At 69.0% G+C, this 19,691-nt stretch carries 19 protein-coding genes; 12 read left to right on the plus strand and 7 right to left on the minus strand.

Annotated elements, in window-relative coordinates; all coding sequences use genetic code 11:
• The first annotated feature begins 49 nt into the window (after nt 1-49).
• Nucleotides 50-682 (plus strand): GntR family transcriptional regulator, encoded by a 633-nt coding sequence (locus BUE43_RS21980; RefSeq protein ID WP_200797647.1) that lies wholly within the window; start codon nt 50-52, stop codon nt 680-682.
• 81 nt (nt 683-763) lie between these two features.
• Here BUE43_RS21980 and BUE43_RS21985 read toward each other — a convergent pair whose 3' ends face one another.
• Nucleotides 764-1,159, minus strand: coding sequence for a hypothetical protein (locus BUE43_RS21985; RefSeq protein ID WP_143174311.1), 396 nt, complete (start codon nt 1,157-1,159; stop codon nt 764-766).
• Between the two features lie 413 nt (nt 1,160-1,572).
• On the opposite strand from BUE43_RS21985, the gene BUE43_RS21990 reads away from it, so the two are divergent.
• Nucleotides 1,573-2,427 (plus strand): alpha/beta fold hydrolase, encoded by an 855-nt coding sequence (locus tag BUE43_RS21990; protein WP_073486325.1) that lies wholly within the window; start codon nt 1,573-1,575, stop codon nt 2,425-2,427.
• A 200-nt stretch (nt 2,428-2,627) separates the two neighbouring features.
• A complete protein-coding gene (locus BUE43_RS21995; RefSeq protein WP_073486327.1) occupies nt 2,628-3,464 on the plus strand; it encodes a DUF4097 family beta strand repeat-containing protein in 837 nt (278 codons plus the stop codon).
• A gap of 217 nt (nt 3,465-3,681) precedes the next feature.
• Here BUE43_RS21995 and BUE43_RS22000 read toward each other — a convergent pair whose 3' ends face one another.
• The gene (locus tag BUE43_RS22000; protein WP_073486329.1) at nt 3,682-4,908 is read right to left on the minus strand and encodes a glycosyltransferase; all 1,227 of its coding nucleotides are present in this window, start codon (nt 4,906-4,908) and stop codon (nt 3,682-3,684) included.
• 482 nt (nt 4,909-5,390) lie between these two features.
• Between BUE43_RS22000 and arsM the strand changes: the two genes are divergently transcribed.
• Complete coding sequence (arsM, locus tag BUE43_RS22005) at nt 5,391-6,149, plus strand: arsenite methyltransferase (RefSeq protein WP_073486331.1); 759 nt, start codon at nt 5,391-5,393, stop codon at nt 6,147-6,149.
• Nucleotides 6,150-6,160: 11 nt separating this feature from the next.
• The gene (locus tag BUE43_RS22010) at nt 6,161-6,805 is read left to right on the plus strand and encodes a class I SAM-dependent DNA methyltransferase (RefSeq protein ID WP_073486810.1); all 645 of its coding nucleotides are present in this window, start codon (nt 6,161-6,163) and stop codon (nt 6,803-6,805) included.
• A gap of 45 nt (nt 6,806-6,850) precedes the next feature.
• On the opposite strand, the gene BUE43_RS22015 is transcribed toward BUE43_RS22010, so the two are convergent.
• The 4 genes from BUE43_RS22015 to BUE43_RS22030 form a co-directional block, all read right to left on the minus strand.
• A complete protein-coding gene (locus BUE43_RS22015; RefSeq protein WP_073486333.1) occupies nt 6,851-7,579 on the minus strand; it encodes a class I SAM-dependent methyltransferase in 729 nt (242 codons plus the stop codon).
• A gap of 127 nt (nt 7,580-7,706) precedes the next feature.
• Nucleotides 7,707-8,729 (minus strand): metallophosphoesterase family protein, encoded by a 1,023-nt coding sequence (locus BUE43_RS22020; protein ID WP_234995844.1) that lies wholly within the window; start codon nt 8,727-8,729, stop codon nt 7,707-7,709.
• Between the two features lie 216 nt (nt 8,730-8,945).
• Entirely contained in the window at nt 8,946-9,359 is a 414-nt protein-coding gene (locus tag BUE43_RS22025; protein WP_143174313.1) for an ML domain-containing protein, read from the minus strand.
• A gap of 489 nt (nt 9,360-9,848) precedes the next feature.
• A complete protein-coding gene (locus BUE43_RS22030; RefSeq protein WP_073486339.1) occupies nt 9,849-10,442 on the minus strand; it encodes a TetR/AcrR family transcriptional regulator in 594 nt (197 codons plus the stop codon).
• A gap of 159 nt (nt 10,443-10,601) precedes the next feature.
• On the opposite strand from BUE43_RS22030, the gene BUE43_RS22035 reads away from it, so the two are divergent.
• From BUE43_RS22035 to BUE43_RS22050, 4 genes are all read left to right on the plus strand, one after another.
• Complete coding sequence (locus BUE43_RS22035) at nt 10,602-11,165, plus strand: dihydrofolate reductase family protein (RefSeq protein ID WP_073486341.1); 564 nt, start codon at nt 10,602-10,604, stop codon at nt 11,163-11,165.
• A 133-nt stretch (nt 11,166-11,298) separates the two neighbouring features.
• Nucleotides 11,299-11,874 carry a dihydrofolate reductase family protein gene (locus BUE43_RS22040; protein WP_073486343.1) on the plus strand — a complete coding sequence of 192 codons (576 nt, stop codon included), beginning with the start codon at nt 11,299-11,301 and terminating at the stop codon, nt 11,872-11,874.
• A gap of 290 nt (nt 11,875-12,164) precedes the next feature.
• Nucleotides 12,165-12,878 (plus strand): choice-of-anchor C family protein, encoded by a 714-nt coding sequence (locus BUE43_RS22045; RefSeq protein WP_234995845.1) that lies wholly within the window; start codon nt 12,165-12,167, stop codon nt 12,876-12,878.
• 323 nt (nt 12,879-13,201) lie between these two features.
• Nucleotides 13,202-13,648, plus strand: a complete 447-nt coding sequence (locus BUE43_RS22050; RefSeq protein ID WP_159447769.1) for an RICIN domain-containing protein — start codon at nt 13,202-13,204, stop codon at nt 13,646-13,648.
• A 167-nt stretch (nt 13,649-13,815) separates the two neighbouring features.
• Here BUE43_RS22050 and BUE43_RS22055 read toward each other — a convergent pair whose 3' ends face one another.
• Nucleotides 13,816-15,126: an NsdA family TPR-like regulatory protein gene (locus BUE43_RS22055; protein WP_143174314.1), complete on the minus strand. Its 1,311-nt coding sequence runs from the start codon at nt 15,124-15,126 to the stop codon at nt 13,816-13,818.
• A 483-nt stretch (nt 15,127-15,609) separates the two neighbouring features.
• On the opposite strand from BUE43_RS22055, the gene BUE43_RS22060 reads away from it, so the two are divergent.
• The 3 genes from BUE43_RS22060 to cyaB are packed head-to-tail and all read left to right on the plus strand — an operon-like array spanning nt 15,610 to nt 19,390.
• Nucleotides 15,610-17,649: a radical SAM protein gene (locus BUE43_RS22060; RefSeq protein WP_083960013.1), complete on the plus strand. Its 2,040-nt coding sequence runs from the start codon at nt 15,610-15,612 to the stop codon at nt 17,647-17,649.
• 17 nt (nt 17,650-17,666) lie between these two features.
• Nucleotides 17,667-18,731, plus strand: coding sequence for an aldo/keto reductase (locus BUE43_RS22065; RefSeq protein ID WP_159447770.1), 1,065 nt, complete (start codon nt 17,667-17,669; stop codon nt 18,729-18,731).
• Nucleotides 18,731-19,390 carry a class IV adenylate cyclase gene (gene cyaB, locus BUE43_RS22070; protein ID WP_073486353.1) on the plus strand — a complete coding sequence of 220 codons (660 nt, stop codon included), beginning with the start codon at nt 18,731-18,733 and terminating at the stop codon, nt 19,388-19,390. The genes BUE43_RS22065 and cyaB overlap by 1 nt, the downstream gene beginning before the upstream one ends.
• The last annotated feature ends 301 nt before the right edge of the window (nt 19,391-19,691 follow it).

Consider the following 19,691-nt stretch of genomic DNA (forward strand, 5'->3'; position numbering starts at 1 on the left):
TGAAGCGATGGCCCGAACAGCCCCCACCTCGACCTCGCCGGGGAAGCGGATGCTCTCCGAGCAGGTGTACGCGCACCTGCGGGACGCGATCATGCGCGGGGACTACGCCCCCGGCGAAGCCCTCAAACCCCAGGACCTGGCCAGGGAACGGGGCGTGAGCCTGGCCGTGGTGCGCGAGGCGCTCGTGCGGGTGGTCGGCGAGGGCCTCGCCGACCGGCTGCCCAACCGCGGCTTCGCCGTCCCGGCCTTCTCCGACCGCCGCTGGCAGGAGATCGCGGAGGCCCGCCGAACCCTCGAACCGGTCATGCTGCGCATGTCCGTCGAGCGCGGCGACGTCGACTGGGAGGCCCGGGTGCGAGCCGCCCACCACCGCCTGGCCCGCACCCCGGTGTACGCGCCGGAGGAGGGCGAGTACCTCAGCGCCGCGTGGTCCGAGGCCCACCGGGTCTTCCACCGCACCTTGCTGGAGGGCTGCGGCAACCCCTTCCTGCTGGAGACCTTCGACCGGATGTGGACCGCGAGCGAGCTGGCTCGCCGCTGGTCGGCACACCGCAACCCGGACCGGGACGGCGCCGACGAGCACCGCCGGCTGGAGGAGGCGGCGCTGGCGCGCGACGCCGACACCGCGGCCGAGCTCCTGGCCCAACACCTCACCCTGACCGCGGCCGGACTCACCGGTTGACTGGCCGGCCGGCTGACCGGATGTCCCACACGCCCGCACGTCCACCTGATTCGACTGCGTCGCAAGGACATTCCTCGGCCGTCAGCGCACACCTGGCTCATCGGTCGGCCTGTCTTCTGGCGGGTCCGCGACCGGTTCCCCCGGGAGATCGGCTGGCGACTCTGCCCCCAGCGGCGGGGATGCCTTCAGGAGAAGCCCGAGCATGTCGTACGCTCGGTCGCCCGGATCCTTGCTGACCGCGTTCAACGCCTGGTCGACGACCTTGTTCTCCAGCGCCGCGCGGTGTCGAGCCGGAGCCGACCGCACCCAGTCGCGAACGATCCGCAAAGCCATCAGCCACACGGGCTTGGTGATCCACAGCGCGGCGACGGCGAGGACCGACCTGCCGTAGCCGGACTTCAGCACCTCGACCAGGAAAGCCCAGAGACCCGGCACGAACTCCTCCAGCCCGGTCGGCCGGAGGCAGCCTTCCTCCAACCGACCCAAGACATGCCTGACCGGTTGGAGGTCTCTTCCGCTGGCGAAGCCAGCCAACAGCACCGGGGCATTGACGCACCCTGAGGCGATGCTGCGCAGGAATACTCCCCTCGCTGGTCGCGAGGCCAGCAGAGATCCGCGACGCGGAGCTGGCGATCTGGGTGCGGGAGCTGGCGGAACGACGGCCCCTCCTGGCGGCGCACAGTGGTCGCCGTCGCTTTCCACTGTGCCATCACTGTCCACTGTGTCCTGTCGCGGGCCCGCGGTCGCCAGGCGGGGCGCTCGGCATCGAGCAGGCTCCAGCGGGACGGGGTCACCTCGAAGTGACCTCCTGAGGGGAAAGTGCCTTCTTGGCGACGCCAGCCAGGTTCCCTAGCGTGAGTTGGTCACCAAAGGTAACCAACGGAGATGACGTGTCCACCACTGACATCACGGTGCGGCGGATCGCCACCAACGGCATCCAGGCCAACGTCGCGATCGCCGGCACCGGCCCCGCCGTCGTGCTGCTGCACGGTTTTCCCCACACCTGGCGACTCTGGAGCGAGGTCGTCGGCCGCCTGGCCCCGCGCTACCGGGTCATCGCTCCCGACCTCCGGGGTTTCGGCGGCAGCACCCGCGCCGCCGAGGGCTACGACGCCGGGACGCTGTCGGTCGACGTCGAGGGAATCCTCGACGCCCTCGGCGAACCCACCGCCGCCGTGGTCGGGATCGACGCCGGCACCCCGCCGGCGTTCCTGCTCGCGATGCGGCGTCCCGACCGCGTGCGGCGGCTCGTTGTCATGGAGTCGCTGGTGGGGACGCTGCCCGGCGCCGAGGAGTTCCTCGCGGGCGGACCGCCGTGGTGGTTCGGCTTCCACGCCGTCCCCGGGCTGGGAGAGACTGTCCTCAGTGGACATGAGACCGAGTACGTCGACTGGTTCCTCAACGCCGGAACCCGGGGGCGCGGCGTCCCCCACCACATCCGGGACGCCTTCGTCACCGCCTACGCCCAGCCCGACTCCCTGCGGTGCGCCTTCTCCTACTACCGCGCCCTGCCCGCCAGCGCCCAACAGGTCCGGGACGTCGTGGCGCGGACCCGGCTCACCGTGCCCACCATGGCGATCGGCTCCCACCCCGTCGGCGACGCCCTGGAACGCCAGCTCCGCCCGGTCGCCGATGACCTCGTCGGCCATGTGATCCCCGACTGCGGCCACATCATCCCGCTGGACCGTCCCGAAGCCCTGCTCCGCCTCCTGCTGCCCTTCCTGGACGCCGATCAGATCGCCTGACCGGCACGGGGTTTCCACGGCGGCGAGGGCCGCACGAAGTGACCTCGCCCCCGTGCGGTCGGGTGTCAGAGCGGTGACAGAGGCATGTCAGGCCTGTCGGCGATTGTGGTCACAACAGCCACTCCAGAGGCCGAGGCGGTTCAGCCGCCTGCCAGCAACCACCTGCGCGACACCACGCACACATCATGGGGAGACTCGTCATGCCCGCATTCGCCACGCCGGAGCCGATCACCGCCACGCTGACCACCGCGGGCGCCCGGGTGCGCGTCGCCGCAAGCCACCGGTCAGACACCGTGGTGCTGGTCGAGCCCATCAACAGCGCCGACAAGTCGGACGTGCGGGTGGCCGAGAACACCGAGGTCGACTTCTCCGCCGGCGAGCTGTCGATCAGGACGACCAAGTCGGGCGACAAGACCGGTTCGGTCGCCATCACGGTCGAACTGCCCATCGGGTCCAGACTGGTCCTGAACACGGCGTGGACGGACGTTCGCGCCGACGGCCTGCTCGGCGACTGCGAGCTGAACACGGCCTCGGGTCAGGTCCGGCTCGACCACATCGCCGCGCTGCGGGCGAACCTCTCGACCGGTGGGGTCGAGATCGGGCACGTCGACGGGAGCGCCGTCATCGAGGGCGGCGCGGCCGGGGTGCGGATCGGCGAGGTCACGGGTCTGGTCAGGTACCAGGGCTCGACCGGGAAGATCTGGATCGGCCACGCCTGGTCCGACGTCGAGTTCGGCAGCGCCCGCGGCAGTGTCGACGTCGACCGCGCCGAGGGCAGCGTCATCGCCAACGCGGGCGACTGTCCCATCCGGATCGGCCGCATGACGCGCGGCCAGGCGGAGCTGACGAACGCCTCCGGGGGCATCGAGGTCGGCATCAGCGAGGGCGCCGTCGCCTCGGTCGACGCCAGGAGCACGAAGGGAGTCGTGCGCAGCTCGCTGCCCGCGCAGGACACCTCCGGCGAGTTCGACAACGAGGTCAGGGTTTACGCCCGCACGCGGCTCGACGACATCGTCATTCACCCGGCGGCTGTCTGAGTGATCGGACCCAGCCGGATCGCCACTGCTGTGCGCACTGCTGTGCACAGTGGCGATCCGGCGGGGCTGTTCGCGAACGCCGCCTCGCGGCATTGCAGAATGACGGCCTTTCCGGCCGCGCGCCAGCCCACTGTCTATTGTGGACACACTCGGTGGTAGAACGAGCTCGTGTGGCGCACGGTGTGGCGAAGCTCAGCGATTCCGCGTGATCACGCGGTCAGGGCCGGCTTTCCCGGTTCACGACGTCGAGGAGCAGTTTCGCGGCCACCGTCGCCCCGTCGGCTCGGATCGTGCCGGCCACGGCGGTCGCCCGCGTTCGGGTCTCGGGGGCCAGGGCCGTGGTGAGCGCGGCGGACAGCGAGTCGGTGGTCGGGGTCGGGCCGTCGTGCGCCACCCCGATACCCAGCTCGGCCACCCGGTCCGCCCAGTACGGCTGGTCCGCGATCTGGGGCACCACCACCTGGGGCGCGCCGGCCCTGGCGGCCGTCGTGGTGGTGCCCGCGCCGCCGTGGTGCACGACCGCGGCCACCCTGCGGAACAGCGCCTGCTGGTTGACCTCGCCCACGACGAAGCAGTCGTCGGCGTCGTCGATCGGGGTCAGGCCGGCCCAGCCGCGCGCGAGGACGATCCGACGGCCGTGCGCGCGGACCGCCTCGGTGGCCACCCGGGCGATGTCCTTCGGGGCGTACGCGGCCATGCTGCCGAAGCCCACGTACACCGGGGGCTCGCCGGCGTCCAGGAACGCCTCCAGACCTTCCGGCAGCGGGCGGTCGTCGGGCAGAACCCACGTCCCGGTCCGCACGAGGTCGAGGTCCGTCATGCCCTGCGACGGGCACAACACCTCGTCCGCCGCCAGCCACGGCTGGTCGGTGAAGACGTAGTCGCGCACGTTGTCCACCGGCGGCAGACCGATCGCGGCCCGATGGCTGTTCAGCGCCGGGCCGTACAAACCGTTCACCCGCTGGGCGTCCTCCTCCCACAGCTTCCGGTTGTCGGCCTCGTCCGCCGAGGACTGCCTGCCCGGCCGCATCCCCGGGGAGAAGTGCCGCGACGGCAGCCCGAAGATGTGGAAACACCCGTACACGTAGGGGATGCCCAGTTTCTCGGCCACGTCCCGGGCGCCGGCCGGCATCAGGCCGGCCGCCAGCAGCGCGTCGCATCCCTCGGCCGCCGCGGTGAGGGTGTCGAACCGCGCGGCCACCAGCTCGGGAGCGAGCCGGAACGCGTCCTCCGCCGTCGGTGGCTTCGGATTGGCGACCACCGAACGCACCGTCGGCCCGAGCGGCACCAGCGGCACACCGACACGCGCCAGCAGTGTCGCGAAGTCCTCGTCCGGCGGCGCGCACAACCGCGCCTCCGCGCCGAGCTCCCGCAACGCCACCGCGAGCCCCACCAGCGGTTCGACGTCCCCGCGCGATCCCCACGTCGTCAACAGAACACGCACTTCCGGATCTCCGTTTTCGCTCGTCCTGGCTTTCGGCGGGCAATTCTGGGGCACCTCCCGGGCCTTGCCGCAAGCCCACCGGTCCGCTATAAATTGAAGGGGGCAAGGAAAAGAGTCCTCCCTCGATCACCACTTCTTCCTCCACTGTGGACGGTCAATCGGGGCGTCCGATCCGCGGGCGACGCCACGAGCCCCAGGTATTCCCCCGGTGGGGAGAACGATTTCCGCTCTCGACGCCACCTCGTTTTCACCCGTGCGCGGCGATCAACGACAACAGCCGCACCGGGCGCCCATCGCCTCGCACACCAGGGTCGAAGACCGTCGACACGTCCCCCGGCGGCACGGGCCCGTTGCCCCCATCGTTTGATTCGACAAGTGTCTATGTTGACAGGCATCGATTCAGCGGGCCACGCTCTCCCCGAGTTCACCGACACACTTCGACCGAAGCCGCGTCGCGGCACCGTGGAGACGAGGAGTCAGTGATGGGCGAGCAGCCTGCCGAGCTGCGGGAGAAGGTCCGCCAGCACTACGCCGCCGCGGCGGTCCGGGTGAGCGAGAACGGCGACGTCGGGTGCTGTGGCACGCCGCGGGCCGAGGTCGACCCCAACTTCGGCGCGGCCCGCTACAGCGCCGACGACCAGGCCGCGCTGCCCGCCGAGGCGGTCACCGCGTCCCTCGGATGCGGCAACCCCACCGCCGTCGCCGAGCTCGGAGCGGGCGAACGCGTCCTGGACCTGGGTTCGGGTGGCGGCATCGACGTCCTGCTCTCCGCCCGCCGGGTCGGCCCCACCGGCCGGGTCTACGGGCTGGACATGACCGAGGAGATGCTCGCCCTCGCCGTGGCCAACGCCGCCAGGGCGGGCGTCGCGAACGTCGAGTTCCTCAAGGGCGCCATCGAAGCCATCCCGTTGCCTTCCAACACCATCGACGTGGTGATCTCCAACTGCGTCATCAACCTCTCCGTGGACAAACCCGCGGTGTTCGCCGAGACCTTCCGCGTTCTCCGGCCGGGCGGGCGCATCCGGGTCACCGACGTCGTCTCCGACGACGACCTCACCCCCGCCCAGCGCGCCGCACGCGGCGACTACGTGGGCTGCATCGCCGGCGCCCTGTCCTTCTCCGAGTACCGCCAGGGCCTGGAAACCGCGGGGTTCGCCGACATCGAGATCACCGCCACCCACCCGGTCGCCGACGGCCTGCACTCGGCCATCGTCCGCGCCACCAAGCCCGCGACGGGTTAGTGTCCTGGCTCGTGACCGAACCCGCCTACCTGGCCCAGACCCGAACCGCCTACGACACCGTCGCCGAGTCCTACGCCGACCTGCTCCGGGACGCGCTGACGGACAGCCCGTGGGATCGGGCGGTGCTGAGCGCGTTCGCCGAACTGGTTGGCACGACAGGACTTGTCGGGGACCTGGGATGCGGACCGGGACGCCTGACCGGTCACCTCGCCGCGCTGGGACTGGACGTGTTCGGTGTGGACCTGTCCCCCGGCATGGTCGAGGTGGCCCGCCGGGCACACCCGGGACTGCGGTTCGAAGTGGGATCGCTGGCCGCGCTGGACATCGCCGACGGCTCTCTCGCGGGCGCGCTGGCGTGGTACTCCCTGATCCACACCCCGCCCGAGCGGTTGTCGCCGCTGGTGGCGGAACTGGCGCGGGTGCTGGCGCCGGGCGGCCGACTGCTGACCGCGTTCCAGGTCGGCGACGAACCGCGACACATCACCCACGGCTACGGTCACGACATCACACTCGACGCGTACCGGCTGCGGCCGGACTTCGTGGCGGAACTGTTCACGGACGCGGGCCTGACGGTGGAAGCACGGCTCGTGCGGGAACCCCAGCCACCCCACGAGAAAGCGCCGCAGGCCTACCTGCTGGCCCGCAAGCCGGCGTGACCCGACCGCGACGGTTCCGCCGGTTCCGGCGTTCTCACCTCGCGCTCACCTCGTGCTCTCCGCGATGAACACGAACTCCCGCCCCGGACGATCAGGGGCCTCCCGCACGTCCAGCACGCGGTAACCCGCGTCGACCAAGCTCGTTTCCACCTCCTCGCGACTGCGGAACCGGACGGTGGAGTCGGAAGTGATGACCGTGCCGTCGGCCAGGAACCGGTACGTGTAGCGGAAGGAGACCAGCGGAAGACTGACGTCGGTGACCTCCAGACTCCGTTCCACAGCCCCGATTCCGGGCACGTCCCGAGTGTCCGCAGCGGTGTCGGCGGCCCAGTCCTCCCACACCCGGCGCTCGGGACGCCTGGTCTCGAACACGAGATGACCACCGGGGCGCAGTGCGCCGCGAACGCCGTGCAGGGTCCGCGCCCAGTCGTCGTCGGTGAGGAAGACAGTCGCCACGTTCCCCGTCATCACCGCGAGATCGGCCTCCAGCGCGGGCAGTGCCGTCGCGTCGCCGTGAGCCCAGGTGATCCTTCCGGTTGGGTCCTTCGCCCGCGCGACCTCCAGCGAGGCCTCGGCCGGGTCGACGCCCACGACGGTGCGGCCGCTCTCGGCGAGCAGGACCGCCAGGCAGCCTGTCCCGCAACCGACGTCGAGGACGTGGTTCGCGCCCAACTCGTCGACGATGTCGAGGTAGGCCGTCAGATCCTCGCGGTCCCCGTCGAACACGTCGTAGAGGGGCGCGAGACGGGAGTGGGCGAAGAGCGCGTCAGGCATCCCGCGACCGTACCCGCGGACAAGCGCCCCGAGCCACGAATTTCCGGCGGGGACAACGCATCCACGGCAACGGTGAGCGGGGCCTCCTTCCAGAGCGCGCCCAGCCGGAAGGAGGCCCCGCCACGCGTCACAGCGCGTTGTGCAGGGGAACGGTGATCTGCTTGAGCCAGGTGCGGGTGGTGAAGTCGCGGGCCTTGATGACGACCGCGCGGTGCGACACCTCGACCTGGAGGCCCTGGTTGAACGCGCCGCCGAGGGACACCTCGCCGCCCTTGCCGTCGTCGACCCAGCCGACCTGGACGGCGGCGGTGTTGACCACGGTGAAGCCTTCGAGGTTGCCGGTTCCCGGCACGACCCGGCGCACCACCCAGTCCGACAGGTTGAGGTCCCAGTGCGTGTGCCCGGAGAACAGGAACACGTCCTGGTAGCGGCCCAGGATCGACAGCAGCCGGTCGGGCTGGAGGTAGTCGGACCGGTAGAGCTTGTTGTGCGTGCCGGAGACCGTGTTGGGCAGCGGGTGGTGGGTCAGCACCATCACCGGCTTGCGCCAGCCCGCCCAGTACTTGAGCCGCTGCTCAAGCCAGGTGAACTGCTGGTCGCTGATCCACACCTCGTCCCACAGCTTCGGGTCGTGGTACTTGGCGTAGCGCTCGGTTCCCAGGCACAGCACCGGAATCCCGCCGAAGGAGGTTTCGGTGTAGACGGTGTTGCGGCCCGCGAAGCGGTAGAAGCTGCGGAAGAGGGAGTCCTCGGTCGTCCCGTTGGGCCAGGTCTCCTGGGAGAGCGTGTTCGGGTCGCGCCACTTCGGCACGTAGAACTCGTGGTTGCCGATGGCCCACGCGACCTTGCGCGGGTGCGGGTGCCGGTCCAGGGTCTGCTGGACCTGGGCGTACTCGAAGTCGTAGCCGCGCGGGGTAATGTCGCCGGCGATGCCGAGCCCGGCGCTGTTCGGGTTGATCTTGGCGATGTCGTCCAGCGCGTGCCCGAAGTCGGTGAGGTCGCCCTGGATGTCACTGATCACGTTGAACCGGACGACCGGCCCCGTCACACCCCAGTCCGGCAACGCCTCCGCCTGCCCCGGCGTCAGCGCCGACGCGGCCGCCGCGGCCGCCGCGCCGCCGGCGGCCGTCATGAACGATCTGCGATCCATCACCCGAACACTCCTCACGTCCTCGCGATCCCGCGCAACGTAAGCGAGCCATCCCCAGTGATCGTGTCCGTTGGCTTACCCGCGCGTGTACGCCCGCCGAACATCCACTCTGGACGACGTGAGCGAGCCCGCCACGACACCGCGGGGGCGTCGCGCTGCGCGACGCCCCCGCCGGAACACCTCGGGCACCCCGTGCTTCTCCGTCGCTGGCGCGCGTTACCGACGCGGCCGGAGGTCGGCGTGGATGAAGAGGTCGCAGAAGTCCTTGTCATCTTCTGTGAAGGACTGCAGGTAGAGGCGGAAGTCGCCCTTCGGGACCTCCCTGGGGAGGTTGAAGGTCCAGCTCTGCTTCCACTCCCCGGCGGCCGGGCGAAGATCACCCGTCAGCTCCGCCCCGAACTGCTTCAACAGGTCGGGAAGCGTGAAGGTCTTGCGGATCAGCGTCACGATCCCGATCTTGACCTGGAACTGGCACACGACCTGGGTCAGGTCGACCTGCTCGGTGAGCTCGGCGGTCAGGTCGCAGCGCAGCGGCTTGCCGGGCTCCGGAAACGACGGCGTCACGGTGATGTCCCGGATCCGCGCGACGTAGGTCTCGTCGCCGCGGTCCTCCACAAGATCAGTAGCCATGGACCGAGCGTAGCCAAGCCACTTCTCGGAGTTTCACACGAGAGGCAGGAAGCTGGGTCGTCCGTGCGACGCGCGCATCCCGCCTTCGGCGACAGGTGACCGGGTGTCCCCGCGGATGGGGTGGCACTTACGTCCCGTAGTCGAGTCTCACCCACTCGTGTGGCGTTGCGTCTCCCGGTCCAGTGATGGCGTGTTCGCCCTCAACAGCTGGCGGGAAGGCGGGGGTGCGACACCCACGCACGGAAGGGAGGTGTCTGCCATGGAGCTGTTCGAGGAGATCACGCCGTGTGAGCCGGACGTGGTGCCGCTTTCTGTCACCGCGACCCTCGTGGCCATGGACGTTGAGGACGAGTGACAGGGCGTGCTGAACGCCAACACCCCGGGCCCGTGGTCGCTGACGGCGGCGCCGGACCCGAGTCGCCAGCACGAAGAAGGGGCGGACCATCATCCGCCCCTTCCTGGCGCCAGGCCCAGCCGCACCCGGACGGGTCAGTTGGTGGAGTCCGGCGGGGTGAGCGAGCGCAGGGCGTGGGCGATGAGGGTGTCGAGGTAGTCGGGGTCGGGCATGCCGAGGTGGAAGGCCAGCCGGTGGTAGAGCGGGCCGTACAGCAGGTCGAGCGCCACGTCGAGGTCGGCGTCCGGCGACAGCTGCCCCTGCTGTTGCGCTCGGCGCAGCCGTTCCCTGAACTTGGCGATGCGCGGTTCGATGACGCGCTCACGCAGCTCGCGGCCCAGGTCGGGATCCTGTAACGCCTCGGCGATCAGCCCGGCGGCCGGCGAGGTGTGCGACGGGGCGAGCAGGCCGATGACCTCGGTCAACTGGGTGTGCAGGTCGGCGGCGAGATCGCCGGTGTCGGGCGGGTCGGCGGTGATGGACGCGGCCTCGTCGAGGATCTCCAGGACGACCGCGCCCTTGGACGGCCACCACCGGTAGATGGTCTTCTTGCTCACCCCGGCGCGGGCGGCGATGGCCTCGACGGTGACCCGCCGGTAGCCGTTCTCACCGCACAGCTCCTGGGTGGCGGTGAGGATCGCCCGCCGACTGCTCTCACTGCGGCGCGCCGCGTTCGGTGCCTTGGCCATGCCCCCAGGCTAAGGGAAACGGAACGTGTCGTGTTGACACGACCCGGGTGCGCTGCCATCCTCCTCGCGACACGATCCGTGTCGTTTACAACTCGCACTCACACCCCCGGACGCCGAGGGCTCACCCGGTCGGCCACCCCGAGAGAGGGAAGCACAACGATGGGTCGCATCATCCATTTCGTCCACCAGTCGCTGGACGGGTACATCGAGGGGCCCCGGGGCGAGTTCGACTGGCCGGTCATGGACTCCGAGATCGCCGCCTACTCGCGCGAGCTGTCGACCACGGCGGACACGTTCCTCTACGGCCGGATCGTGTGGGGCTTCATGTCCAACTACTGGCCGCGAGCCGAGCAGCTCTCCGACCACCCGCACGATCTCGAGTTCGCGCCGATCTGGCGCGCCAAGCCGAAGGCCGTCGTCTCGCGCACGCTCCAGGACGCGCCGTTCGACGCGCGCGTGTTCCGGGACGTCGAGTCCCTGGCCCGCGCGAAGGCCGACGAGAGCGGCACCTTCCTGCTGTTCGGCGGATCGGAGCTGGCCTCGTCCCTGACGCGCCACGGCCTGATCGACGAGTACCACATCTTCGTCCACCCGGTTCTGCTCGGCGGCGGGAAGCCCGTGTTCGCCGATGTGGCGGACCGCGCCGCACTGCGCCTGGTCGAGTCACGGGTGTTCGACAACCAAGCCGTGCTGCTGCGCCACGAACGCGTCGACGCCCGCTGAACCCTCTTGTGATCTCCCTGTGCGCAGAGGCCCCCGAGCGATTCGGCGTCGAGCCGTTCGCGTCGGAACCTCGGCACCGCCGTGCACTGTCCGCGAAACCCGTAGCACAGCAGAACCCCACCAAGGAGCAACCATGCGCACCCTGATCGCCACCGCGTTCGTCTCGCTCGACGGCGTCGTCGAGGCCCCAGGAGGAGAGCCCGGCTACCACAACGCGGGCTGGACCGCCAACGACATCGAGTTCGTCGAGGCCGCCTACGAGATCAAGGGCCGGGAACAGGACGAGGCCACGGCCATGATGATGGGCCGGGTCAGCTACCAGGCGTTCTCGCCGGTGTGGCCGCGCATGACCGCCGAGTTCCCCGGCTACAACGCGATGCCGAAGTACGTCGTGTCGACCACGCTGCGGGACGCGGACCTGGTGACCAACTGGGGCGAGATCACCATCCTGCGTTCGCTGGACGACGTCGCCGCGCTCAGGGAGACCGAGGGCGGCCCGATCATCATCCACGGCAGCGCCACCCTGAACCGCGCCCTGTCCGACGCGGGCCTGATCGACCGCTACCACCTGCTGGTCTTCCCGGTCCTGCTCGGCGCGGGCAAGCGGCTGTTCAGCGACGCCGACCGGGACAAGCGGAACCTCACGCTCGTCGAGAGCCAGGCCTACGCCAACGGCGTCCAGAAGATGGTCTACGACGTCACCCGCTGAGCGGGCGGTGGGTCGGCCTCCACCCGGAGGCCGACCCACCTCGCTTCATCGTCCACAGAGGACAGTTGTGGGACCAGCTCCGATCAGGGCCGCGCGGAGTGTTCCGCCTCGGTTGCGGTCCAGACCACGCGCGCCCGCTGTCCACTGTGGACCAGGAGCGGCGGCTCGCACTCACCCAAGCGTCCTGTCGAGTGGGTGAGTGAGCGAAAAGATCCCCCTCACGAGTTAATGACAACGCCCTAAGCGACCGCAATCCTCCGTGCTCCACCCCATCGGGTACACCCCTCCTGGTGGATGTTCCGGAATTGTCTGCCGTCAGTATCGTCGCCCCCGCAGTTGATCGGGCAGCACTCAGCGCCACCCCCCAGGAAGGGCAGTTCATGAAACTCGCTCGTTTTTCCGTCGCCGCCGCCGTCGTCGCGGGCATCGTTCTCGCGGGCACGGCCAGCGCCGCCACGCCGACCGACACCGCGACCAAACCCGCCGCCTCGCCCGAGGCCCTCAGCCACTTCGACGACGGCAGCTTCGAAACGCCCAAGGTCAAGGCGGGCACTTTCCAGGAATTAACGAGCGGGCAGTCCATCGGACCGTGGCAGGTCACGAGCGGCAGCGTCGACCTGATCGGCGCCGGGTTCTGGCAGGCGGCGGAGGGCGACCAGTCCGTCGACCTCAACGGCCGCGGGCCGGGCACGGTGTCCCAGACCTTCACCACGGTTCCCGGAACCACGTACACGGTGACGTACTCGCTCGCCGGCAACACGGCGGGGGCCCCGGCGGTCAAGACGGGCAAAGCGCTCATCGACGGGCAGAACTTCCAGGACTTCTCCTTCGACATCACCGGCAAGACGTCCACGACGATGGGCTACGTGACCCGGCAGTTCACCTTCGTCGCCACCAACCCCTCCACCACGCTGGCCTTCGCCAGCACCACGCCCGGCACCGGCCACGGGCCGGTCATCGACGACGTCAAGGTCCGAGCCTGCCAGCCATGCCCCCACTGCTGACAGCCCTCCCCCAGCCCCCGTCTGACGACCAACTCCCCCGTTAGAACCGGAAACCTCCACCCGCCGGAAAGGACCGAGGCGTCGCGCCAGGCGAACGCCTCGGTCCACCGTCCTCAATGGACAGACCTGCCCAACCGGAGCCCCACACCCACGGCCAACAGCGCACTCAGTTCCGCCTGACAGCGCACTCTCCGCCCCGATCCCCCGCTGTAGCCTGGCGACGCCGACTGAGCCACCGAACCATGTCGCGAGATATGAGGAGCGTGATCGGCGTGACGGGAACCGGAACCCGACGAAGATCCGTCAGTAGAACCCTGGTGTTGGTGCTGCCGTTGCTGGCCGCGACCACTGTCGGCGCGACTCCGACGATGGCGGCCGACCACCAGCTCCGCGGCGTCTGGATCCGCAGCGAACTCAACAACCGCTGCCTCGACGCCGGCAGCGGAGCCAACGGCGCGAACGCCGAGGTCTGGGACTGCTGGAACGGAGCCAAGCAACGCTGGTACTGGGACGGGAAGCACATTCGGAGCGACCGCGACAACAAGTGCCTCGACGCCGGCAGCGGCATCAACGGCTCCCCAGCAGAGGTGTGGGACTGCTGGGACGGCGCCAAACAACGCTGGTACTGGGACGGCGCGCATCTTCGAAGCGAACTCAACAACCGCTGCCTCGATGCCGGCGGCGACGCCAACGGCACCCCCGCGGAAGTCTGGGACTGCTGGAACGGCGCCAAACAACGCTGGTACGAACAGCACCCACTCTTCCGCTGACCAGGTCAACCACAGCAAGACCCGCACCTGCACCAGCCATTGCGCGCGGACCACGCGAGTCCTGTCGCCCTCCTCGAAGGGCGACAGGACGTGCGCCAGCCAACTCGTTCGACGTGTCCCAATCGGACAGACGTCGCTCAGGCAGCGGTGATCCGACTCGCCTTCTGCTAGGCGGCTGAACGCAGCACCGCGACGTCGTGACCGAGCTGCCGAACATCACTGTCGTGCTGGTGTCGCTGAGCCTGCTCCTGCAACAGTTTCAGTTGCTCCCGCAGCCGCGTGGAGGCCACATCACGCACCGCCTCCACCGCCTGACGCCCCAGCTCGACTCCAGCCGCATACTCGCCTTCGGCGATCAGACAAGTGGCCAACCACGCCAGGTTGAACGCCCGTTGCCGGGCATGATCCGCAGGGATGTCAACAACGGCCCGCCGAAGGCGAATGATGGCCTCAGCCCGGTGTTGTTCGTCGCTCAACCCGAGCTGGCTGTGCACCCGGGCGGCCGCGGTCTGCAACGCGGCATGGTCGAAGAACCGCGCGAACCCGGGATGCTCGTCTCGGTGGCGGGTGTGGGCGAACTCGTCCTCGGCGCGACGCAACGCCGTGACCGCCTGCCGGGCATCGTTCTGGTGGGCATAGGCCACAGCTTCGTTGGCCAGCAGGAACGCCACGGCCAGACCCGAGCGGGAGTCCTGGGCGGCGATCTGCCCGAGCTGAAAGAACTTCAGCGCCTCGACGGGATCGCCGTTGTCCAACGGGACCCGGCCCAGGTGGTGCAGCACGATCGCGGTATGCGCCGGGTCGCCGGCCTCCTGGGTGTCGCGGACGGCCTGGCCCAGGTAGCGGCGGGCCTCACCAGCCAGACCGAGATCATGCGCGGTCCACCCGGCCAGGGTCTTGGTCTCGGCGACCGCGGAGAGCAGGCGGGGTCGAAGAGCGTCCGGGCAGGCGTGCAGGAGCGATTCGGCCCACTGGGTATGCGCCAGGATCGCATCCCGGCAGGAACCGCCGCCGTGGGCGACGTCGTAAGCACGCAGGGCCGCGGTCAGGGACTTCACCTGGTCGACCTCAGCGGCACCGACCCGGTCGGGAGCGGGCGTGTGGCCGGGCGCCACGGCGAGCAGGTCGAGTTCGGATGAGGTGAGCGACGCACCCATGACAATCTTGCTGACCAGTCCGAGAAAGCCTCGACGTTCCATCAAGTCGTCGTCCTTCGTGCCGTGCGGAACGGGTGACACGCTCCAGCGTCGGGCAGCGGTGTCGCTGTACGCCAGCCCCATGTACCCACGGGGGACTCCCAGGCCGTCGGCGATACGGGCCAACACGGCGTATGCCTGGACCTGTCGGCCGCTGACGACCTCGGAAATCTCGGACTGGTTCTGCCCGGTCATCGACGCGATCCGCCGCTGGGACACGCCGGCGGCGCCCAACAGCCGGTAGACCCGGCCGATGTCGTGTCGAGCCAGGGCCGCACGCATCTGAGGGTGCTCCCACAGGTGAGGGTCGAGCGGTCGATCACCAGGTAGGACGTTCATGAGGTCCTCCGTCTTGTGGTGCGCGCCACAGTAGCGGGGACTCCGTCTGTTCCAGCGTGGTGATCGGTCAAACCGATCGCCCGCGCCGATCACGTCGACCGAAGGCGATGCCGATCGGTCCGGCATCTCTCGGTGAGCCCGGCGCGGCCGGCAAGGTCAGGAAACCGCTATCCGCGCGGAAAGTGGCCACCAACCCCAGTCACGGCCCAGAGGACACGCCCTTGCCGCACCCGTCTCCTGGCGTCGACAGGCGTCACGCGAGCCGTTGGGCGTTCGCCGGCCCCTTCTGGCCATTGCATCCCTTTGGGGAGGTTTTCCTCGATGCGTGAGTTGTTGTCATCCCCCCGAGACCGCCTGGTGCACATGGTCGCCGCTGTCACCGGTGGGTCTGTTCCCCCACTGCGTTCGAGGATCTGGACCGCGCCGATGGCCGAACCGGACCGGATTCACGCCTCCCTGGTCGAGCTTCTCGGCCACAACCACGCGGTCATCGTCAGTGGCACCTTGGACCGGCGCCTGGTGTTCGTTGAGAACCCATCTGGAGTGTGGACCGTCGCCGACCTGTCCGGGAAACCGCACAGCACCCGCCAGTGGCCCGCCTGGACGCGAGAGCACCTGGAGTTGCACACGCCAGAGTCGTGGCTGTCGACGGCTCGTCTGAGCGAGGAGGGCCGGCGACGTCTGCTACGTCCCCGCGTGTTGCTGGCGGCGCTGTATCACCCGGAGTTCTTTCCGCTTCCCCGCTTCCCACTGGGCATCTCCGACCTGGCCCGGGCCGCCCGCTCCACCCTGCTGGGCCAGGTGGAGCTGATGGACATGCAACTGGGTGTCACCCTGGCCGACATCATCAACCGCGCCCGTTCGGGCGAGGTGAACATCTTGGGTGTCTCGGCGACCTTCGGTCAGCACGACCTGATGACCCGCCTGCTCGATGCGGTCACGGCGATGGAGCGCCCGCCACTGCTGCTGGCTGGGGGCAGCCTCACCGTGCGCAACGAGCGGGTGCTGTTGGAACGCTACCCGGGCCTGCTCATCGCGCGGGGCGCGGGCGAACCCACCATCGCCGACATCGTCGCGCACTGGCACGGTGACCTCGCCCTGGAGCACGTTCGGGGCGTCGGCTATGTCGGAGCCGCCCGCGGTGCGGGCACGATGAGCATCGGGCGAGTCCGGCGCACCGCCACAGTGGCCAACCGGGCTCAGACCGATTTCCTACCCGAGCTGGACCTGCTGGCGTCAACCTTCGCCCACAGGGGAGTCGCCCAACTCGAGTTCAGTCGTGGCTGCACCAACTTCTGCAGCTTCTGCCCTCGGGGACACAAAGGACAGTGGGCTGGGACGAATCCCGAGGACATGACGTGGATGCTGCGAGAGATCTGCGACGTCTTCGATCGACATCCCCGCACCAGCAGGACGTTGTATCTGGTGGACGAGGAGTTCATCGGTCGCGACGAGGACGCTGTGGAGCGGGCGCTGGCCGCAGCTGACGCCCTCCGCGCAGCGGGGTTCGCCTGGGAGACATCCTGCCGGATCGACCAGGTCGTTCGGCTCGATCGGGACCTGGGCTGGCACCACGAGCGGGCGCGCCTGTGGCGTGCTTTGGTCGACCGGGGGCTGCGACGCTGCCTTTTCGGTGTGGAGTCCGGCGTGACCTCGATCCTGGAACGGTTCAACAAGGAGACCACCGGCGATCAGAACGCCCTGGCCATCCGCACCCTCACCGCGTTGGGCGTGCCACCACGGTTCACCTACATCACCTTCGACCAGCTGATGAGCGCTGAGGAACTGCGCGCCACCTACGCCTTCCAAGGGCGCACGGACCTGCTGCTGCGCTCCCAACCCGATCTGGATGTGCAGGAGATCGTCGAGGGGGTGCGCGACGAGCACTGGGTCGCCGCCCACTCCACCGGGCGGCCCTTCTACACCGGCATCAGCTACATGCTGGTGGGAATGGAGTGCCTGATCGGCGCGGCCTACACGCGCAGGGCTGAGGCTGCCGGGCTCACCGGTCGAATCGATCCGTCGATGGGGCGGGTCGAGGCTCGCTACGCGGACTGGCGGATCGGGGTGTTGGCCGGGTGGGCACAGCGCTGGATCGACCGGAACTTCCCGCTGGACTACACCCTCAAGTCGCTGGAGAAGATCCTGGACGGCCCCAGTTATCACGCGGTGCGGAATCTGCGGCGGGTGCTGAAGAACACCGCCTACCTGGTGTTCGGCGCGATGCTGCGCGCCTTGGACAACACCGATCTCGAGATCGGCGACCGAGAAGGGCTGCACCAGACGTGCGCCGGGCTTGTGGAAAGCACGATCGGGGAACTGCGCGAAGTGCTGGATCCGCTCGTGACCGCCGTGCGGGCCGGCCTGCCGAACGACCACCGCGACCTGCTGCACCGGGAATACGCCCGCTGGAAGGGCAACCGCCGCTGGGACCTCATCAACGCCGGCGACCCCTGCGGCACCTGATGCGGAAGGGAAACGCCATGTCCTGCCCGCAACGCCGGGTCCTGCCCGGCCTGGATCGGGAGGTCTCCGCGATCGGCGCCGGGTGCTGGACGCTGGGTGGTCCCGCACGGAACAACGGTGTATCGATCGGCTGGGACGACGTCGACCCCGAGGCCGCCTACGCCGCGCTCGTGCACGCCCACGAGCTGGGCATCACCCTGTTCGACACCGCCGACGTCTACGGCCTGGGCCACTCCGAACGCCTGCTGGGCCGGCTGCTGCGACAGGTGGACCGGAATCACCTGGTGATCTCCAGCAAGGTCGGGTACTTCGCCGGCACCGGTCCCCACCCCTACCACCCTCGACAGGTCACCCACCAGCTCGCCACGACGCTGGACAACTTGGGCACCGACCACCTGGACATCTACTTCCTGCACAGCGACGACTTCGGCGAAAACGACCATTACCTGCCCGAGGTCCTCGAGCTGTTCGCGCGATGGCGGGTGCAGGGTGTCATCCGCGCTGTCGGGATGCGCGCCCCGCACTTCTTCGCCGAGCAGTGGGCCGTCGGCGACGATGACCGCGCCCGACAGGCCAGGCGCTTCCTGCGCCTGTTCCACGCGTTCCGACCCGAGGTACTCACCGTCCGCTACAACCTGCTCAGCCCGCTCTACGGTCCAGATGAAACTGACATCTTCACCTTCGCTCGCCAGCACGGGGCGGGCGTGCTGATCAAACAGGTGTTGGGCCAAGGCCTGTTGATCCGCGAGCTCGGAACCGAGCGGCCGCAGACGTTCAGTGTCGACGACCACCGTTGCGGCGATCCCCGCTTCTCCCAGCAGGCCCTGCGTCGACTGGCCGAGCGGTTGGCGCCGCTGCGTGCTCGCTATGGCACCAGCACGGCGGCCCTGGCTCGTGTCGCGTTGCGCTACGCCCTGCAACACGCCCCCGACGCGGTCGTCCTTGTCGGGTTCCGAGATCCTGAGCAGATCCACACCACGCTCACGTGCCTGGGTGTCCCCCTCACCGATGACGAGATCGCCGAGATCCGCGCGATCCCGCACCCGCACCCGCACCCGCACAGCCTGGAAGGAGACCAGTGATGCGCTACATCGAGGTCGAGCAGAAGTACGAGCTACCCAGCTCCTCCGCTCTCATCACCGCGCTCACCGCACGAGGCGCCACCCCCACCGCGCCCATCCGCCAGATCGACGCCTACTACAACCACCCGGCCCGCGACTTCCTCGCTCCCACCGTGATCTCCGAGTGGTTGCGCATCCGCACCGAAGACCGCGGCTCCTCGCTCAACTACAAGCTCTGGCACCCCGTCGACACCACCACCAAGTCCCACGCCGACGAGTACGAGACCACCGTCGGCGACGCCGAAGCCCTACGCCACCTCGTGGAAGCGTTGGGCTTCACCTCGCTGGTCACCGTCGACAAGACCCGCACCACCTGGCGGCTACCCGAGGTGGAGGTCGCACTCGACCACCTCGCTGGCTGGGGAGACTTCGTCGAGTTCGAGTTCAAGGGCGAGGCGAAGGACGTCAACGAGGCCACCACCCGCCTGGAGAAAGCCATCGCCGATCTCGGAGTGGAGCTGGGGCCACAGGTCCACCGCGGCTACCCCCACATCCTCCTCGGCCGCGACCACCGACAACGAACACAACCAGCTCCACGGGACGGAACGTTCACCCGCTCCGAGGAGACCAGTGAGCGTACGAGGCACAGCGCGCTTCTACCGCGGTCGACAACATGCTGAGGCTGCTAGACGAGCGTGCACTGACCAAGCGGTTGGTCCCTGCCCGAACCGTTCCCGTGCCGGGAAGTGACTGTCCCCCGTCGGGCAGGGGCCAACCACCCACCAAAGCGAAACATTGACTGTCCTGAAAGGACTATTGATTTCCTCAGCGGTGCGTCTGGTGATGGCCACCGAGCACATAGGGTTCGTGACGGCGGTCGCATGGTTGATCACGATCGGTGAGGGGATTTGCCGGGCGTCGCCATTCACGACCCCAATCCCCAGAACTTGCCACCATGACGCCACCTCCGTCCACACCAAC

The organism is Streptoalloteichus hindustanus (assembly GCF_900129375.1).
Classification (GTDB): domain Bacteria; phylum Actinomycetota; class Actinomycetes; order Mycobacteriales; family Pseudonocardiaceae; genus Streptoalloteichus; species Streptoalloteichus hindustanus.

Coding starts and splice junctions, on each gene's coding strand:
- BUE43_RS22065 (WP_159447770.1), top strand. CDS start 17,667: ATGTCCTGCCCGCAACGCCGGGTCCTGCCCGGCCTGGATCGGGAGGTC.
- BUE43_RS22025 (WP_143174313.1), bottom strand. CDS start 9,359: ATGGCTACTGATCTTGTGGAGGACCGCGGCGACGAGACCTACGTCGCG.
- BUE43_RS22055 (WP_143174314.1), bottom strand. CDS start 15,126: ATGCGTGCGGCCCTGGCTCGACACGACATCGGCCGGGTCTACCGGCTG.
- BUE43_RS21995 (WP_073486327.1), top strand. CDS start 2,628: ATGCCCGCATTCGCCACGCCGGAGCCGATCACCGCCACGCTGACCACC.
- arsM (WP_073486331.1), top strand. CDS start 5,391: ATGGGCGAGCAGCCTGCCGAGCTGCGGGAGAAGGTCCGCCAGCACTAC.
- BUE43_RS22030 (WP_073486339.1), bottom strand. CDS start 10,442: ATGGCCAAGGCACCGAACGCGGCGCGCCGCAGTGAGAGCAGTCGGCGG.
- BUE43_RS21980 (WP_200797647.1), top strand. CDS start 50: ATGCTCTCCGAGCAGGTGTACGCGCACCTGCGGGACGCGATCATGCGC.
- BUE43_RS22040 (WP_073486343.1), top strand. CDS start 11,299: ATGCGCACCCTGATCGCCACCGCGTTCGTCTCGCTCGACGGCGTCGTC.
- cyaB (WP_073486353.1), top strand. CDS start 18,731: ATGCGCTACATCGAGGTCGAGCAGAAGTACGAGCTACCCAGCTCCTCC.
- BUE43_RS22020 (WP_234995844.1), bottom strand. CDS start 8,729: ATGGATCGCAGATCGTTCATGACGGCCGCCGGCGGCGCGGCGGCCGCG.
- BUE43_RS22015 (WP_073486333.1), bottom strand. CDS start 7,579: ATGCCTGACGCGCTCTTCGCCCACTCCCGTCTCGCGCCCCTCTACGAC.
- BUE43_RS22060 (WP_083960013.1), top strand. CDS start 15,610: ATGGCCGAACCGGACCGGATTCACGCCTCCCTGGTCGAGCTTCTCGGC.
- BUE43_RS22035 (WP_073486341.1), top strand. CDS start 10,602: ATGGGTCGCATCATCCATTTCGTCCACCAGTCGCTGGACGGGTACATC.